The 16,683-nt window shown below is 45.3% G+C and carries 16 protein-coding genes; 12 read left to right on the top strand and 4 right to left on the bottom strand.

Annotation, left to right across the window (positions count from 1 at the left end):
- Positions 1-58: 58 nt before the first annotated feature.
- Positions 59-445, bottom strand: a complete 387-nt coding sequence (locus tag R7P74_RS06695; RefSeq protein WP_005376561.1) for a winged helix-turn-helix domain-containing protein — start codon at positions 443-445, stop codon at positions 59-61.
- A gap of 306 nt (positions 446-751) precedes the next feature.
- Here R7P74_RS06695 and R7P74_RS06690 point away from each other — a divergent pair, with 306 nt between their 5' ends.
- Positions 752-2,299 (top strand): arylsulfatase, encoded by a 1,548-nt coding sequence (locus R7P74_RS06690; RefSeq protein ID WP_005376560.1) that lies wholly within the window; start codon positions 752-754, stop codon positions 2,297-2,299.
- A gap of 134 nt (positions 2,300-2,433) precedes the next feature.
- Here R7P74_RS06690 and R7P74_RS06685 read toward each other — a convergent pair whose 3' ends face one another.
- The gene (locus R7P74_RS06685) at positions 2,434-3,291 is read right to left on the bottom strand and encodes a LysR family transcriptional regulator (protein ID WP_025767859.1); all 858 of its coding nucleotides are present in this window, start codon (positions 3,289-3,291) and stop codon (positions 2,434-2,436) included.
- A 141-nt stretch (positions 3,292-3,432) separates the two neighbouring features.
- On the opposite strand from R7P74_RS06685, the gene R7P74_RS06680 reads away from it, so the two are divergent.
- From R7P74_RS06680 to yegS, 11 genes are all read left to right on the top strand, one after another.
- Positions 3,433-4,959, top strand: coding sequence for an arylsulfatase (locus R7P74_RS06680; RefSeq protein WP_318122769.1), 1,527 nt, complete (start codon positions 3,433-3,435; stop codon positions 4,957-4,959).
- Positions 4,960-5,065: 106 nt separating this feature from the next.
- Positions 5,066-6,367, top strand: coding sequence for an anaerobic sulfatase maturase (locus R7P74_RS06675; RefSeq protein ID WP_318122768.1), 1,302 nt, complete (start codon positions 5,066-5,068; stop codon positions 6,365-6,367).
- 85 nt (positions 6,368-6,452) lie between these two features.
- Entirely contained in the window at positions 6,453-7,436 is a 984-nt protein-coding gene (locus R7P74_RS06670) for an AAA family ATPase (RefSeq protein ID WP_005376549.1), read from the top strand.
- 12 nt (positions 7,437-7,448) lie between these two features.
- Positions 7,449-8,411 (top strand): DUF58 domain-containing protein, encoded by a 963-nt coding sequence (locus R7P74_RS06665; protein WP_047101409.1) that lies wholly within the window; start codon positions 7,449-7,451, stop codon positions 8,409-8,411.
- On the top strand, positions 8,412-8,990 hold the full coding sequence (locus R7P74_RS06660; RefSeq protein ID WP_054574631.1) for a DUF4381 domain-containing protein: 579 nt from the start codon (positions 8,412-8,414) through the stop codon (positions 8,988-8,990).
- The gene (locus R7P74_RS06655) at positions 8,983-10,053 is read left to right on the top strand and encodes a vWA domain-containing protein (protein ID WP_318122767.1); all 1,071 of its coding nucleotides are present in this window, start codon (positions 8,983-8,985) and stop codon (positions 10,051-10,053) included. Before R7P74_RS06660 ends, R7P74_RS06655 begins: the two co-directional genes overlap by 8 nt.
- Entirely contained in the window at positions 10,046-11,776 is a 1,731-nt protein-coding gene (locus R7P74_RS06650) for a VWA domain-containing protein (protein ID WP_318122766.1), read from the top strand. Before R7P74_RS06655 ends, R7P74_RS06650 begins: the two co-directional genes overlap by 8 nt.
- Positions 11,773-13,074: a BatD family protein gene (locus R7P74_RS06645; protein ID WP_318122765.1), complete on the top strand. Its 1,302-nt coding sequence runs from the start codon at positions 11,773-11,775 to the stop codon at positions 13,072-13,074. The genes R7P74_RS06650 and R7P74_RS06645 overlap by 4 nt, the downstream gene beginning before the upstream one ends.
- 49 nt (positions 13,075-13,123) lie before the next feature.
- Entirely contained in the window at positions 13,124-13,549 is a 426-nt protein-coding gene (locus R7P74_RS06640) for a bifunctional diaminohydroxyphosphoribosylaminopyrimidine deaminase/5-amino-6-(5-phosphoribosylamino)uracil reductase RibD (RefSeq protein WP_005376542.1), read from the top strand.
- Between the two features lie 172 nt (positions 13,550-13,721).
- A complete protein-coding gene (locus tag R7P74_RS06635) occupies positions 13,722-14,627 on the top strand; it encodes a LysR family transcriptional regulator (protein ID WP_318122764.1) in 906 nt (301 codons plus the stop codon).
- Between the two features lie 8 nt (positions 14,628-14,635).
- The gene (yegS, locus tag R7P74_RS06630; RefSeq protein ID WP_053307625.1) at positions 14,636-15,538 is read left to right on the top strand and encodes a lipid kinase YegS; all 903 of its coding nucleotides are present in this window, start codon (positions 14,636-14,638) and stop codon (positions 15,536-15,538) included.
- Between the two features lie 81 nt (positions 15,539-15,619).
- On the opposite strand, the gene R7P74_RS06625 is transcribed toward yegS, so the two are convergent.
- Together R7P74_RS06625 and R7P74_RS06620 are read right to left on the bottom strand one after the other, a co-directional pair.
- Positions 15,620-15,955, bottom strand: a complete 336-nt coding sequence (locus R7P74_RS06625) for a YgiW/YdeI family stress tolerance OB fold protein (protein WP_042520734.1) — start codon at positions 15,953-15,955, stop codon at positions 15,620-15,622.
- Between the two features lie 15 nt (positions 15,956-15,970).
- The gene (locus R7P74_RS06620; protein WP_042520735.1) at positions 15,971-16,618 is read right to left on the bottom strand and encodes an AcfA family outer membrane beta-barrel protein; all 648 of its coding nucleotides are present in this window, start codon (positions 16,616-16,618) and stop codon (positions 15,971-15,973) included.
- Between the last annotated feature and the right edge of the window lie 65 nt (positions 16,619-16,683).

Here is a 16,683-nt window from a genome sequence, read left to right as displayed (position 1 = left end):
ATTTGCATTAATTAAAGCAAAATAAGCGGTCAATTACCAAAAGTTGGGTCAATTAGCGTTAATTTTTCTGTTGATTGTCTGAGCGCTTGAAAATGTAACCCTGGCGGTGGACTGTCTGAATTCTGTCTGTTGGAACGCCTTCGTGAACTAGACGCTTTCTCATTCTGCTCATGTGCATATCGAGTGCTCGATCATGTTCAGTAAATTCACGTTTTAGTACTGTTTCGTAAAGAAAATGCTTACTAAGTACTTGATCTTGATGGTGAGTGAGAGTTTGCAGCAGCTTAAATTGAATGCTTGTTAACTGAACAGATTTCTTGTTTGGCAAGTAATTGAGTACCACAGAGTGAGTGCGCTTATCTAGTAATAGCTCCTCATCATTATGGTGAACGCCGTTGTGTTGGCATTGGGAAGTTTTTCCATTTGAAACCTTGGAGTCAAGCACACGGGTACCTTAATTATTAATAGTAGTAAAACGTATTATCATTAATATTTATATAAAAGCAATCAGGTACTTTATGAGCACTGTGATATGCGTAGACAATCTTAATATTTGAGATTAACAGTAGTGATGAATGGTGCGATGGCGCTCTGAACTAAAGTGCTATTGGAGTGCGTATTAGCGACAAATAACGGTGTAATGTTAGGCAAAGATAGAAAGAATTCTCATTTAGTAAATTCGCTTATCCGCTATTTGTGAACTATACATTCTGTTGCAGGAAGCACTTTTCTAATACACACAGAGGTTTATATGACAGCGAAATATGGCGTTAAACGCCGATTAGCGATTCTTGCCGCCGCTTTAATCGGTGCGACAAGTAGCAGTATCGCAGCAGAGAAACCAAATATTCTCGTCATTTGGGGTGATGATATTGGCCAGTCCAATCTCAGTGCTTACACGTTTGGCTTGATGGGGTACAAAACACCAAATATAGATAGTATCGCCAAAGAAGGCATGATGTTCACTGACTATTACGGTGAGCAATCTTGTACAGCGGGCCGTTCTACTTTCATTACGGGCCAAACCGTTCTTAGAACAGGTTTGAGTAAAGTGGGGCTTCCAGGTGCTGATCTTGGCTTGAAGGAAGAGGACGCAACCATTGCCGAAATGCTGAAGCCGATGGGCTATATGACAGGGCAATTTGGTAAAAACCACTTAGGTGATAAAGATGAGCACCTTCCTACTAATCACGGCTTCGATGAATTTTTTGGCAACCTTTATCACTTGAACGCCGAGGAGGAGCCAGAAAACGTCGATTATCCTAAAGATCCTGAGTTTCGTAAAAAGTTCGGTCCGCGCGGCGTTATCCGTTCGTACGCTGATGGCAAAATTGAGGATACAGGACCTCTAACTCGCAAGCGCATGGAAACCGTGGATGAAGAGACGTTAGATGCGGCACTCGACTTTATGGATCGTGCCGTCAAGGCTGAAAAACCTTTCTTTGTCTGGTGGAACGCAACTCGTATGCACTTCCGTACTCATGTGAAAGAAGAGAACTCTGGAAAAACAGGTATCAGCGAGTATGCAGATGGTATGGTCGAGCATGATAACCATGTAGGTCAGCTACTGAAAAAAGTGGATGATTTGGGTATTAAAGACAACACAATCGTCTTTTACTCCACCGATAATGGCCCACACATGAACTCGTGGCCAGATGCAGGTACAACGCCATTCCGTGGAGAGAAAAATACCAACTGGGAAGGTGCGTACCGAGTTCCTGCGATGGTACGTTGGCCGGGTAAAATTAAAGCTGGCTCTGTTTCGAATGATATCATGCATCACATGGACTGGATGCCAACGTTCGTTGCTGCCGCGGGTGATGACAATATCAAAGAGAAATTGCTCAAAGGTTACAGTGCGAATGGTAAGAAATTCAAAGTTCACCTAGACGGCTATAACTTCCTACCATATTTGACTGGTAAAGAGGATAAGGCCCCACGAGAAGAAATTTTTTACTTCTCAGATGATGGAGACTTAACTGCACTTCGCTATAACAAATGGAAGCTGGTCTTTATGGAGCAACGAGCAAAAGGTACGTTGCGTATTTGGGCTGAACCATTCACCACACTTCGTGTTCCTAAGATCTTCAACTTGCGTATGGATCCTTACGAAGTGGCTGATATCACTTCTAACACTTACTACGATTGGATGCTAGACCGTGCTTACATGCTTGTTCCTGCGCAAGCTTACGTAGGCAGATTCCTTGAAACGTTTAAAGAGTTCCCACCAAGGCAAAAAGCAGCAAGCTTCTCGCTCGATCAAGTGATGGAGAAACTAAAAGAGAACCCAAATAAGTAGGAAAAGCTAAGTGAAGTATCACATATAGAAAGAGGCTCATTAAAATGAGCCTCTTTTTTATCTGTAAAATTCTATCTATTCAGGTTTGTAGAAAGCTTGATGACGAAAACGCCTAACGCTTCAATTGACAAGAGTTATAAACAAATTGGTTCGTAGTGGGCTGCCGTTAAGTTGGCTTTGATTTTTTCACGTAGAGCGATGTGGGCTGGGTTGTTTACCTCTCGCTTATGGTAGACGAACTTGTAAGGGATAGAGCGTATCGAAATGGGGCAGGGCAAAATTTGAAGTTTGAGCGCTTTGCTCCACTTGTTTGCAAAAGATTGAGACACGATCCCTAAACTGTCTCTTTGGGCGACATACAGCGCCATGCCCGCTAGCGAAGATGTGATCAAGTCGACTTTTCTTTCTTGAATTGTTTCCTTTGCTAGTTGCTCGAACCCCGACATGTTGTTCCATTTTCCTGAAAATAAACAGTGAGTTTCCTCATAAAATTGCTCTTTTGTGAGCGTGCCGTGTACACGGGGATGGTTCTCACGACAGATAACCACGGCTTCTTCCTCATAGGCATCTTCAATAATAAACGCTGCATCTTTCGTGATCACCGTATCGATTACTAGATCGACTTTTTGTTGTCTTAACAGCTCAAATAATAGGAATTTTTCGGGTGGTGATTCATAAAAAATAGTGTTCTTTATCGGGTCCATAATGTGCAACAAAATTTCCGAACAACACACTTCAAAATGATTTTTATCAGATATCGCATTGTCAATAATATTAACCGCTTGCTGGAATTGCGGCAGTAATTGATAAGCGGTGGAGGTTAGTGCGATCCCTCGTCCTTTTTTAACGAATAACTGCTTATCTACGACTTGCTCTAAACGCTTTATTGCAGCGCTCACAGCAGGTTGTGTAAGCCCTAATTGTTCCGCGGCTTTTGTATAAGATTGAAACTCCGCAACAACAAGAAAAGTTTGGATCAAATTCAAGTCCATAACGTCACTCATAAATTTAATTTATAGGTTAACTAATTTTGACTGCATTTATCGCCTGAAATTAGTGCTTTATCTTATATCAACAATGGTATTGAAAAGCGAATACCATTTTTTACGCACTAGCGAACTCTTGGAGATAATATGAAAAATGCGACCAAAACGAGCAGTAAAAAACTCGTACTTAACGCATGTACGTTAGCTTTGGGCGCTGCATCTGCAGTTGCACATGCAGCGGACAAACCCAACATTCTTGTCATCTTTGGTGATGATGTTGGTTACTGGAACCTTAGTACCTACAACCAAGGCATGATGGCGTACAACACGCCAAACATCGATAGCATTGCTAAAGAGGGTGCGAAGTTCACTAACTTTTACGCACAGCAAAGCTCGACAGCAGGCCGTTCTGCATTCATCACTGGTCAAATGCCAAAACGTACAGGTCTATCAAAAGTGGGCTTACCAGGCGCTCCGGAAGGTATCTCGGAAAAAGATCCGACGATTGCAACCGTGCTTAAGCAAATGGGTTACGCAACCGGACAATTTGGTAAGAACCATTTAGGTGACCGAGACGAGCATCTTCCTACCAACCACGGTTTTGATGAATTCTTCGGCAACCTATACCACTTGAACGCAGAAGAAGAGCCAGAGAACGTGGATTACCCTAAAGATCCGGAGTTCAAGAAGAAATTTGGCCCTCGTGGCGTTATCCATTCTTACGCTGACGGCAAAATCGAAGATACCGGTCCACTTACGCGTAAGCGTATGGAAAATGTTGATGGTGAGTTTCTTGATGCCGCAGAAAGCTTCATAGAAAAACAAGTAAAAGCGGACAAGCCGTTCTTTACTTGGTTTAACACCACTCGCATGCACAACTTCACACATGTTCCTGAAGAATACCAAGGTAAAACAGGTGCCGGTTTCTACGCGGATGGTGTTAAGCAGCACGATGACCAAATCGGTCAGCTACTTAACAAGATCAAAGAGTTAGGTGTGGATGACAATACAATCATTGTTTACACCACTGACAACGGCCCTATGGTTGATTTGTGGCCGGATGCTGGGATGACACCGTTCCGCTCAGAGAAAAACACTGGCTGGGAAGGGAGTTTCCGTGTGCCAATGTTGATTAAATGGCCTGGAAAAATTGAGGCAGGTAAAACATTCAACGGCATGATGTCATTAGAGGACTTTTTCCCGACACTAGTTGCTGCGGCAGGTGATACCAAAGTTAAAGACGAACTGCTAAAAGGCAAAAAAGTTGGCGATATGGACTACAAAGTTCACCTAGACGGTTACAACCAACTGCCATATTTAACGGGTAAGTCAGACAAATCCGTACGAAATGAGTTCGTTTACTGGAGCGACGACGGCGATCTTGTGGCATTGCGCCAAGGAAAGTACAAGTTCCACTTTATGATTCAAGAGAATGAAACGGGTATGGATGTATGGCGTAAGCCGTTCACTAAACTTCGTGTGCCACTGATCTTTGACTTGAGCATTGATCCATTTGAACGAGGCGATCAAGGCATGGGTTATTCTCGTTGGATGTACGAGCGTTCATTCTTAATGATGCCAGCAATGGATACAGTGAAAGAGGTGATGGGTACATTCAAAGAATTCCCGCCTCGTATGGAAGCAGGTTCGTTCGTACCTAAGTCTTCTAAGTAAATTAAGATTATATAGCGCTTTTTGGAGCGCTATATACCCAAATAGCTTCACTTTTGCTGTACAGCGCTCACGAGGTTATTTGGGTATATGTAATAGTGAGAAACGTATGAGTAAGATTTCCCCTCGCCATTCTACTACTATGCCTATTGTTCCTCTTAAAACGGCGTCTAAAGCGCCTGTTCTGGGCGCGTATGACCGTCGATTCCATGTGATGGCAAAGCCAGGCGGAGCAAAGTGCAACATCGATTGTCAGTACTGCTTTTATCTGCATAAAGAAAATCTACTGCACCAAGAAAAGCAGCCAAAAATGGACGACGCAACACTGGAAGCGTTCGTGAAAAGCTATATCGAAAGTCAGGATGGCGAAGAAATTGTATTCTCATGGCAGGGCGGGGAGCCGACGCTGCTTGGGTTGGACTATTTCCGCAATGTCGTAGCTTTGCAAAAGAAATATCAGCCGAAAGGCGTTCGCATTGAAAACGACCTTCAGACCAACGGCATTTTGCTAAACGATGAGTGGTGTGCGTTTTTAAAAGAGCAAAAATTCCTAGTTGGCTTGTCGATTGATGGACCACGAGAGCTGCACGACAAATATCGCAAAACCCGCAGCGGTAAGCCAACGTTTGATCTCGTGATGAAAGCGGTAGATAAGCTCAAAGCGCATGGCGTGAAATTCAACGCGTTGGTCACGGTGAATCGTCACAATGCGAAATACCCACTCGAAGTATATCGATTTTTAACCCAAGAATTGGGTGTGACTTATATTCAGTTTGCGCCGGTGGTAGAAGCCAACAACTTCCAAACAACCGCGCCGCAGTTTTGGAACGAACAGATGATCCCAACCAAAGGCAGTGATCTGGCGAAACCGGGTCATCCAATGTCTGTAGTGACGGATTGGTCGGTCGATCCTGAAGACTGGGGACGCTTTTTAATGGCGACCTTTGAAGAATGGGTGAATAACGATCTTGGCCGTGTGTTGGTTAATCTGTTTGAAACTGCGGTAGCACAAGTAATGGGGAAACCGTCTCAGCTTTGCGTGACGGCTGAGTTTTGTGGCAAAGGGTTGGCGATTGAGCACAATGGCGACGTGTTCAGTTGCGACCACTATGTGTATCCAGAATACAAACTCGCCAACATTCATGAACACTCACTGAATGAAATGGCCTTCTCTACAAGACAATATACTTTTGGCATGGCAAAACGCGATTCATTGCCGACGTATTGTAAGCAATGCCCTTACTTGCCTTATTGTTGGGGTGAGTGCCCAAAAAACCGTTTGATCAAAACGCCGAATGGTGAGAGTGGTCTAAACTATTTGTGTTCGGGAATCAAAATGTTCTTTGATTATGCGTTACCGATGTTGGTTGGTCTTGCACAACTTCTCCAATCTCAAGAACCGCAAAGATAACATAGTGAATATAACCTTAAGTTATTTCATTTGTTCTTATACTTAACTATCGAAAAGACGGCTTAAACCATTGAAAAGGTATCCTATGAACCACGCACAACAAGCGATAAAAGAACTCATCGAACAAACAGAAAAAAGCGTCATTGGACAAAGCCACGTGGTTCGAGCTTTAGTCATCGGGTTATTAACAAATGGGCATATTCTGCTAGAAGGTTTACCGGGAACGGCAAAAACACGTTCCGTAAAATCGTTGGCGAACTTGTTAAACACCAGTTTTGGTCGAATCCAGTTTACGCCGGATCTTTTACCATCTGACGTGACGGGTACTGAGGTTTATCAAGAGCTGGATGGTAAGCCGCAACTCCATTTTCAGCCAGGGCCAATTTTTAACAGCATTGTACTTGCTGATGAGGTCAACCGTGCACCAGCCAAAGTACAAGCGGCACTGCTTGAAGCCATGGCCGAAGGCACAATCACAGTAGGCGATAAAACTCACGTATTGCCAGACTTATTTATGGTGCTTGCAACGCAAAACCCTGTAGAGCAAGAGGGCACGTACCCGCTGCCAGAAGCGCAAATGGACCGCTTTATCATGAAGGTTACCGTCGATTATCCAGAAGATGACGCCGAACGTGACATCATTCGTTTGGTGCGCAGTGAAGAATTGGGTGCGGAAACCAGCAGCGAAATTATTACGCCAAAACACATCGAGCCAGACGTGGTGCTAGAAGCGCGCCGTCAGTTACCAAACATCGTGGTATCGGACCTAGTGGAAAACTACATCGTTGCGTTAGTGATGGCGACTCGTAAGCCAGAGCGTTATGCCGATTCAAACTTAGCAAAATGGATTGAGATTGGCTCTAGTCCTCGTGCTTCCATCGCACTCGACAAATGCGCTCGTGCGTATGCGTGGATGCAAGGACGTGACCATGTGACTCCTGACGATGTGCGTGCCATGGTTCCGTCTGTATTGGGCCACCGTTTTTCTTTGACCTACGACGCACTAGCAGACGGAGTCGATCACCAACGAGTCGTACAAGAGCTGCTAGATTGTGTAGAAATTGGGTAAGTGGGAGGCATTATGGCTAAGCCAACTCTTGCGCCAAAATCACAAGGGATGGATCCCCGTTTGTACTGCGATTACGCTCGTTTAGTACGTCTGCAAGCACAAGCAGAATCATTCAGTTTACTTCCTCACCTAAAGGCGGGTAGCGTACTCTCTGGCCGACACAATTCGTTGTTTCGCGGTCGTGGATTGAACTTCGAAGAGCTGCGCCATTACCAATTAGGTGATGATATTCGTAACCTTGATTGGAAAGTTACGATGCGTACGGGTAAGCCGCATGTACGCAGTTATACAGAAGAAAAAGATCGCAACGTAATCGTGTGTGTCGACCAGAGAAGCACAATGTTTTTTGCTTCGACGCAAGTAATGAAATCAGTTGTCGCGGCAGAGATCGCAGCGATGTGTGGGTGGCGAGTATTAAAAGATGGCGATCGAGTCGGTTTTGTCATCGCATCCCCGCAGGCGTTGTTTCACAGCAAGGCACAGCGTTCGCAAAACGATCTTCTGGCGCAACTTAAACGTCTCGCTAAAGCCAATCAATCGCTCAATGTGGACTCCCGCAACTCCGAAAAAGTAACGTTCAGTCAATGGATTGAGCTCATTAAACGCATGAAGCTCAAGCAATCCACTTTGATTTTTATCAGCGACTGGAGCGACTGCGAGGAGCACCATCTTGATCACCTTAAACAGCTGCAACAGCATAACGATGTTCTCGCAGTGATGGTCAGTGACCCATTAGAACAAACGTTACCAGACGATTTGGCAAAATCGAAATGGGTGGTTGGTGATGGGCAGTATCAACTCAACTTAGACAGCAAAGCAAAGGTAGAAGCTGCGAGCGCAAAGCTTGAGGCTCGAACTAGCTTACAGCGTCAATCACTCTCTCAACTTATGGCGATGAAACACCTTCCACACATCGAACTCGATACGACAGGTGAGCACATTAAACAATTCCAAAAACTGGTAGGAGGGCGTTAAATGAGTGATCTTCCTACGCCTCCGAGTACCTACATACTCAGAGAGCTGCATGATGTGGCTGTACCACCCAGCGTGAGTTGGTACCCGCAAACTATTGGCTGGAAAATTTTAGCGGCGGTTGTGCTCATTGCATTGGTGTATGTCGTATATCGATTGGCTCGGCAATGGTGGCATAATCGTTACCGAAAAGAAGCTCTAATGGCGATTTCGCAAATCAAATCGAGCGACAAAGATATGCCTAAAGCATTGTTCTCGGTGCTTAAAGTAGTGCTGATTCATATTGATAGCCGCAACGCGAAATTGTTTGATACCGCCTTTCTGCGCAAGCTCGATGCGCTGTATCCGCAAACCGAAGATTCTCAAGCAAACTCGCAAATGGTTTTTAACGATGAGCTTTCAAAGTGCTGGCTACAAAGTATTGTTGACCCAAGCGTTACGCTAACCAACGAAGATCGTGTAATGCTAATTGCTCGTGCGAAAAACTGGGTGAGTGAACACCGTGGTGATGCTCAAAAAAGCGCGGCAAAGAAATCACCACGATTGAAACGCAAAGCACATCAGGGAGGTCAACATGAATGATCTTCTTGGATCGATAACTGGTTTGTCTGGTTTTGAATTTGCTCACCCAATGTGGTTTCTGGTTTTGCCCTTGCCGTTGGTGGTGTACTACTTGGTGCCTGCATATCGCACTAAGCAAATGGCGATCAAAGTGCCGTTTTTTAGTCAGCTGGTGGAAGCGATTGGCGAGACGCCATCAGAAGGTGCAAGCCAGTTGACCCCGAGTTGGTGGCAACGAGCAACGTTAATTCTCTCATGGCTTTTGGTGGTGTGTGCGATGGCAAAACCCACCGTGTTAGGCGAGCCTCAAGTTCGCGAGAGTTTAGGGCGCGATGTGATGGTGGTGGTGGATCTTTCGGGCTCCATGGCCGAGCCAGATTTCACCTCACGTACAGGCGGAAAAATTTCTCGTCTTGATGCGGCAAAAGAAGTGCTGTCGGAGTTTGTTCAGTCTCGTAAAGGTGACCGATTAGGCATGGTGCTTTTTGGTGATGCTGCTTTCGTGCAAACGCCATTTACCGCAGACCAAAAAGTGTGGCTCGAACTGCTTAACCAAACCGATGTGGCGATGGCAGGGCAGAGTACCCATCTTGGTGATGCGATTGGCTTAGCGATTAAAGTTTTTGAGCAAAGCGATAAGTCGCGTGGTGCTTTAGAACAAGACCAAAACCGTGAAAAAGTCGCGATTGTATTAACCGATGGTAACGACACGGGCAGTTTTGTTGAACCGATTGATGCGGCGAAAGTTGCGAAAGCCAAAGGCGTGAGAGTACACGTCATTGCGATGGGCGATCCGGAAACGATAGGTGAAACCGCGTTGGATATGGAAACGATTCATCGCATTGCGAAAGAATCCGGCGGTGAAGCGTTTGAAGCACTCAACCGTGATGAACTATCGGCTGCCTACGACGAAATTGGCAAACTGGAACCTCAACTTTACGAAAGCACTACATACCGCCCAAAACAAAGCCTTCATCATTACTTGATGGTGTTAGTGGTCATCATGCATTTGCTCGCGTTCAGCGTCGCAACACTCAAAAGAAGGGCTGTTACACGATCATCATTAGGAGAGAGCGATGTTTGATTCTCTTAGTTGGACGCAATTCTTTACGCAGTTTCATTTTATTCGACCACTGTGGTTACTGGCTTTGATCCCCATGTTTTTCTTGGTGTGGTTACGCTGGCGAGAAGAAAGCAAGCCAAGCTGGAAGGATATTCTGCCCGAACATTTACGCAATGCTTTGACGATAGGTGAGCGAGGTTGGCGTAAGCAACTGCCGCTTAAGCTCTTGATGCTGATTGTGTTCATCGCCATTGTGATTTGTGCAGGCCCAACGTGGCAACGTGAATCTTCCCCCTTTGGCGAAGATAAAGCCTCTCTGCTGGTGGTGCTTGATAACAGCGAATCGATGCTGCAAAAAGATCTCCCACCAAGCCGCCTTGAGCGTTCCAAACAGAAAATACGCGATTTGCTAGCCGTGCGAAAAGGCGGAAAAACGGGGTTAGTCGTGTTTGCGGGCAGTGCTCATGTCGCGATGCCTATAACTCAAGACAGCAAAGTATTTGACCCGTTTTTGGCGGCCATTACGCCAGAAATTATGCCCGTGCAAGGTAAGCTTGCCGAAAAAGCCTTGCCGTTAATTGACCAACAATTGCAAGGTCAACCCGGCTCCACCGTTCTGTTGGTGAGCGACGGCGTGAACCCGGCAACAATTAAGCAATACCAAGCGTATTTTGCAGGCAAACCTTATCAACTGTTAATTCTTGCGGCAGGGAATGCTGACATTGTGAGTAACAACCCAATGGATTTGGATTCTCTACAAAAACTGGCTAGTCAGACTAACGGTCGATTGGTGGAAGTGACCGTCGATAATAGTGATATCGAGCAACTGAACCGATACGTTGAGCGCAATATGCAGCTTAATGGCGAATCTTCAATGCCTTGGAAAGACATGGGTTATCAACTTCTGTTTCCAATCGCGTTGATCATGATGCTGTGGTTTAGAAAAGGGTGGTTAGTGCAATGGTGTGTGATTGCGATGGTGAGCGGTACACTGTTGATGCCGACCAGTGCAATGGCGGAGAACATTTCTGTTAAAGCCGAGCAGCCACAAGTTGTGCAAAAAGTGAAGACCTTCGACAAGGTGGCGCAATGGTGGTGGGATTTGTGGCTAACGCCAGATCAACAAGGACAGCGTTTGTTCAACCAACAAGCGTATTTAGAAGCCGCGAAACACTTTGTCGATCCATTACGCAAAGGCACGGCGTACTACTACGCTAGCGAGTTTGAGCTCGCGCACAGTGCGTTTTTGGAAATGCAAAACGACCCGTCCGAAGAGGTTCGAGATTACGGTCTTTATAATGCGGCGAGTGCATTGGCGCGTCAGCGTGAATATTTGGCTGCACGTGACTTGTTAAAATCCCTAGCCAACAAGCCAACGTTGAGCGAGAGGCTAAGACCGGATGTTGAGCATAACTTGAAAGTGATTGGTGGTATTGTAGAGGACATCAACCGGATGAGTGAGAGTCAGGCAGGAACAGAGCAAGAAGCATCAACCGAGCTAGGCGATAACCCTCAAACCGCCGAAGGGGCGGATGAAAAAACGTCAGCGGAGTTGATGATTAAAGAGACGTTAAATGCAGACGACATCTTAGGTAGCCAAGAATTAGCAGACAAATGGTTAAAGCGAGTCGAAGCGGATCCTAAATACTTCTTAAATGCGAAGTTTCAGATTCAATTGCGTTCAATAGAAACCGGAGAATCAACTTCTACTGCGAACGAAAATACAGAGGAGGCGGTGCAATGATGAAAAGCCACCGTTTTACGCCCTTTGCTTTACCCTTGTGGTTAGTTATCTGTTTCGGTTTCCTCCTGAGCAGTAGTGTGTTGGCTCAAGATATTCGTGACGTTCAACGAGAGCATGGTGTTGAGTTACAAGCGTGGGTTGGCAAACAACCAACGGCTGGAGAGAAGCGTAAAACACCAAGTTTTAGCGTCAATGAGCAAGTTATTTTAACCATCGAAGTGGCAACGCCGCGTTGGTTTACGGGTGGTACGAGAATTGGCAATATTGAAATACCCAATGTTATCGCCAAACAGCGTAATCAACTAGCAACCAACTTTACTGAGCAAAAAGAGGGACAAACTTGGTCGCGTCAACGCTGGGAAGTGACTTTGTATCCACAAGCATCTGGTGATTTTGTGATTCCACCTGTCGCTGTGGGCGTTCAGGTGTCGGCGCCGGATGGCGAGAAGGTGTCAGGCACACTTTATACGCAGCCGATTAAGTTCAAAACTGTCTTGCCATCGGGATTGTTGAGCGGTGATACGCCTTGGTTTTCTGCAACGCACGTAGACGTAAAACAAGAGTGGGAAACCTCCACTGAGTCACTCAAAGTTGGGGATGCAATCACGCGTAAAATCACCATTTTGGCTCATGATTCGCTATCTGTGTTGCTACCAGACTTGTTGAAAGGAGAATCAACAACCCGTTACCAAGCGTATCCTCAACCGCACCGTCTTACAGATACGCAAACACGTGGTGACTACCAGTCAACACGCACAGAAGAGAGTGTGTACGTGATTCAACAAGGTGGTGAATTAACCCTGCCAGATTATGAGTTCCGTTGGTGGAACAGTAATACTCAACAAGTGGAAACGGTGGTGTTAGAGGGCAAAACATTTGCTGCGAAGCACACGTTGAAATCCTTCATCAAAACGTACTTTGCATGGATTGTATCCACGCTTGTATTTCTGGGTTTTGTGATTATTTCATTGGTAGCCATTAAACGTTACTACCGCAACAGACCGACACCAGCATGGCTGACGTTCCACCGTTTGTTAAAGGCTAAACGTTGGTCTGAAGCAAGGACCATATTGTACAAACAATTGCGTTTAAATACGGCCGAGCTAGAAATGACCAACGCCGATACGAGTGAATCGTGGCAAAAAAGTGCGTCGCGAATGCAAAATGGTGAAAATAGCGCTCATTTACTGAAGTCGATGTGGCGCAAAGTCCAGACCAAACAAAAACGCTTTAAATTCCGTATTCCGCGAGCGTTACCAGAACTGGACAAAGTCATTGGAAGAGATGGCAATGAATAAAACGGGGCGCTAATATAGCGCCTCGTTTTTATTAGAGAATAGAGTTCAAATGAGCCAAGAGTTTATGCGCCGCGCATTGGAAGTGTCCAAAAATGCGCTTCCTGAATGTCAACCCAACCCGCCGGTTGGCTGCGTGTTAGTGAAAGACAATCAAATCGTTTCTGAAGGTCATACTCAAGCGATTGGTGGCAATCACGCGGAAGTGGAAGCGCTGAATGCGTATCAAGGCTCGTTAGAATCGGTGACGGCATACGTTACGCTGGAACCGTGTTCGTTTGTTGGTCGCACGCCAGCTTGCGCGGTGACATTAGTCAAATCCGGCATAAGCAAAGTCGTCGTAGCCATATTGGACCCCGACCCACGCAACAGTGGTCGAGGTATCGAGATTCTAAAACAAGCAGGTATAGAGGTAGAAACGGGTTTGTGCGGCGAGGAAGTCAGCGAGTTTCTTACCCCTTACTTAGGCAAAGCCTAATCCAAGCTTTACGTTGCACTACGGTGCCAGCTTATATAGTGAATGAAGTGCGTCAAAATTGAGTTAAAACTCATTAAAACAAGCGATACCGCCCATTTATTGCACTTGGCTACGTGAAGGATCATGCTGTTAGATTAAAATAGAGAAAGTGACTTTTGAAAAATTTAATAGCATGAAACCGACCGACCTTAATCTTATTCCCATTTTCACTGCCATCTATGAAGAGCGTAACTTGTCTCGGGCGGCGGCGCGTTTAAACATCACCCAGCCTGCGGTGAGTAAAGCGCTAGCAAGGCTACGTGATATCTACGATGATCCATTGTTTCATCGTTGCGTTAAAGGTGTCGAGCCTACCTCATTTGCGATGGATATTTATCCTGCTCTTCTTGCTTCAGTACAAAATTTCACTTCGACATTATCGGCCTCTAGTGAGTTTGACCCTAAAGTGTCGAATAGAGTGTTTTCTATTGCCTGTGTGTCCGTTGCAAGCTTTGAGTTGCTACCTCAAGTCATGAAACAAATCCGTGTGTCGGCGCCAAATGTTGCATTAGAAGTACATCCGCTTTTTACGGAAGATTTTGAAAGTGATCTGCGGTTACAACGATACGATTTGATCATTGATATCACACCAAGAGCAAGAACGGTGTTAAAACTGGAAACTGTACTTACGGAGCGTTTGGTGGTGGTATGTAGCGAAGCGCATCCACGCCTGAATGACGAGATTACGACTGAACAATTTTTTGAAGAAGAACATGTAGTGGTTTCGCAGTGGCAGAGTCGTAAGAGCTTGTTAAACGCCGATGACATTGTCGACTTGGATAAGAGAAAGATTAAGTATCGAGCCTCAGGCGTACTAGAAATGCTCCCAATTATTTGTGGTAGTGAATACATTGGTTTAATGCCAGAGTCGATGATCAACTTGTTCAATAACACCTATCATGTTAAATCTCTATCAATGCCATTTGATGAACAAATGTATGAGCTTTGTACAATCTGGCATCCTAGTCGCACAAACGACAGCGCCCATCAGTGGTTGCGTTCACAGATTAAGCAAGCAGGAAAAGTCATCAACCAATAGGAAGTGCAATGAAAAAGACAATACGTGCCATCCTTAACGGAAAAAAAGCTGGGAATACAGAGTTAAGAGATGCAATCATGAAAATGAGAGACAAAGGCATCGACGTACAGGTGCGTGTGACGTGGGAATCTCAAGACATGCCGCGGCTAGTGAAAGAAGCGGTTGATGAAGGCATTGAACGTATTGTTGTCGCTGGTGGCGATGGGACCGTCAATGAGGCGGCTTCTGCGATTATTCAAATTGACGAAGAAAAACGCCCTGAGTTAGCCATTATTCCCCTTGGTACCGCCAATGACTTTGCTACCGCTATTCAAGTACCTAATTCCATTAAGGCGTCTTTATCTCTTGCTGTTGAGGGGCAGTCCGCTTTGGTCGATTGCGTCAAAGCGAACGATCGCTGCTTTATTAACGTGGCAACAGCAGGGTTTGGCGCAGAAGTTACAGCAGAAACGCCTGTTGAACTCAAAAATTTTCTTGGCGGCGGAGCTTACACGCTAACTGGTGTTGTAAAAGCACTTGGCTTTAAACCATATGACGGAACAATAACGATTGAAGGTGGTGCGTATCAGGGAGAAATGTTGCTCGGTGCGTTTTGTAATGGGCGCCTTGCTGGAGGTGGGCAAGAGTTAGCTCCAAAAGCGATGATTAATGATGGGCTGATGGATCTAACATTGGTGCGCCCATTTTTACCTCATGAGCTGCCTAAAGTAATCGACGAGATCAATAACCCGAGTGAGAAAGGAGAGTTTGTGAAGTACACAAGAGCAAGCTGGTTGGAGATAGACTTCCCGAATCCATTACCTCTTAATTTAGATGGAGAACCTTATCATTCGAGAACCATTAGATTTGATGTTCAGCCTAAGAGTATACGATTAGTCGTACCGCAAGATTGTCCTTGCTTGACTAGCTAAACGAGCGTTTTCCATGATTATTGCGTAACACAGCCACTAAAATGTGGCTGTGTTATTTGTGTTGAGGTATCAGTCAGCTTCTTAACGTTTTTGAATGGTCTCAACGTCTATCTGCGTAGTTGTCCAATCTGCGTCAACCTCTCCTCGAATCATTACGGTATCTTTTGGTGTCACTTCTTGACCCATCCAATCTTCGTTGTCGATCTCTACTTCGATCTCACCAGTGTTGTCTTTGAACAAGTAAGTCTCGTTACCAAATGATTGAACAATATGCCCGGTTAGCACTACAGCGCTGTCGTCGGTTGCGTTGCGCGCCTCTTTCACCGTATTGATTGCACTGACTTCTGGACCATTAAACGCGGCGAAAACCGAGCTTGAAAGTAGGGCAAGCATGGATGTTAACAATACTCTTTTCATTATCATCTCCTTATATTAGAAGTAATAAGTTGTGCCTACGTTAAAGGATGCAGTGTTCGCGTATCGGTCTAGTTGATATTTTGCGTTTACACCTATGGTGAGCTGCGGGAAAATTCTGTATTCCGCACCCACTGAGAACATTGCGCCTAGCTCGTTGTTTTTCTCCGAGCTATGGAAAAGCGTGTTGCTTATTTCCACATCGTCATTCGCGACAAGCTCATATTCTTGATGTTGAGCAACCTTGGCGTCGTATTGCGTGTAAGTTAAACCCGCTTTGAATTTTGTTGTCCATTTATCACTTAATGCATAGCTAAACACTGGTGCTAGCGAGACTTGTTTGGCTGTGATAGAGGAATCCCAATCCATTTCATGATGGTAATCTTTGCCATCAATTGTCTTGATACCAAGGTTCTTAGAACGGCCGTCATCAAGGTCAAACTGGCTGTAACCCAGTTCCAATGCCCAGTTGTCATTAAATGCGTAACCGACAAAGCCTGAGAAAATACCGTCTTCAAGCTCAGGGTTGAGTGTTACGTTGTCAGTTGAAAAGTGAGGTTCCAAATCATGGTCAGTGGTGCCTAGTCCATATTCCAGACCTACATAAGGAGCCGCAGATACCGAAACTGAGCAGGTAACAAGTAACGCAAGAAGTGTTTTGTTCATTTTATTTTGCCTCTTCAAATCAACTTAGTGAGTAGAAGCGCATTTTGTGTGAAGAAGCGTGAAGC

This window comes from Vibrio sp. 2033 (assembly GCF_033339735.1).
This window is presented reverse-complemented; position numbering and strand designations above follow the sequence as displayed.

Coding starts and splice junctions, on each gene's coding strand:
- R7P74_RS06665 (WP_047101409.1), top strand. CDS start 7,449: ATGGCTAAGCCAACTCTTGCGCCAAAATCACAAGGGATGGATCCCCGT.
- R7P74_RS06690 (WP_005376560.1), top strand. CDS start 752: ATGACAGCGAAATATGGCGTTAAACGCCGATTAGCGATTCTTGCCGCC.
- R7P74_RS06625 (WP_042520734.1), bottom strand. CDS start 15,955: ATGAAAAGAGTATTGTTAACATCCATGCTTGCCCTACTTTCAAGCTCG.
- R7P74_RS06670 (WP_005376549.1), top strand. CDS start 6,453: ATGAACCACGCACAACAAGCGATAAAAGAACTCATCGAACAAACAGAA.
- R7P74_RS06645 (WP_318122765.1), top strand. CDS start 11,773: ATGATGAAAAGCCACCGTTTTACGCCCTTTGCTTTACCCTTGTGGTTA.
- R7P74_RS06635 (WP_318122764.1), top strand. CDS start 13,722: ATGAAACCGACCGACCTTAATCTTATTCCCATTTTCACTGCCATCTAT.
- R7P74_RS06680 (WP_318122769.1), top strand. CDS start 3,433: ATGAAAAATGCGACCAAAACGAGCAGTAAAAAACTCGTACTTAACGCA.
- R7P74_RS06685 (WP_025767859.1), bottom strand. CDS start 3,291: ATGGACTTGAATTTGATCCAAACTTTTCTTGTTGTTGCGGAGTTTCAA.
- R7P74_RS06655 (WP_318122767.1), top strand. CDS start 8,983: ATGAATGATCTTCTTGGATCGATAACTGGTTTGTCTGGTTTTGAATTT.
- R7P74_RS06660 (WP_054574631.1), top strand. CDS start 8,412: ATGAGTGATCTTCCTACGCCTCCGAGTACCTACATACTCAGAGAGCTG.
- R7P74_RS06620 (WP_042520735.1), bottom strand. CDS start 16,618: ATGAACAAAACACTTCTTGCGTTACTTGTTACCTGCTCAGTTTCGGTA.
- yegS (WP_053307625.1), top strand. CDS start 14,636: ATGAAAAAGACAATACGTGCCATCCTTAACGGAAAAAAAGCTGGGAAT.
- R7P74_RS06640 (WP_005376542.1), top strand. CDS start 13,124: ATGAGCCAAGAGTTTATGCGCCGCGCATTGGAAGTGTCCAAAAATGCG.
- R7P74_RS06650 (WP_318122766.1), top strand. CDS start 10,046: ATGTTTGATTCTCTTAGTTGGACGCAATTCTTTACGCAGTTTCATTTT.
- R7P74_RS06675 (WP_318122768.1), top strand. CDS start 5,066: ATGAGTAAGATTTCCCCTCGCCATTCTACTACTATGCCTATTGTTCCT.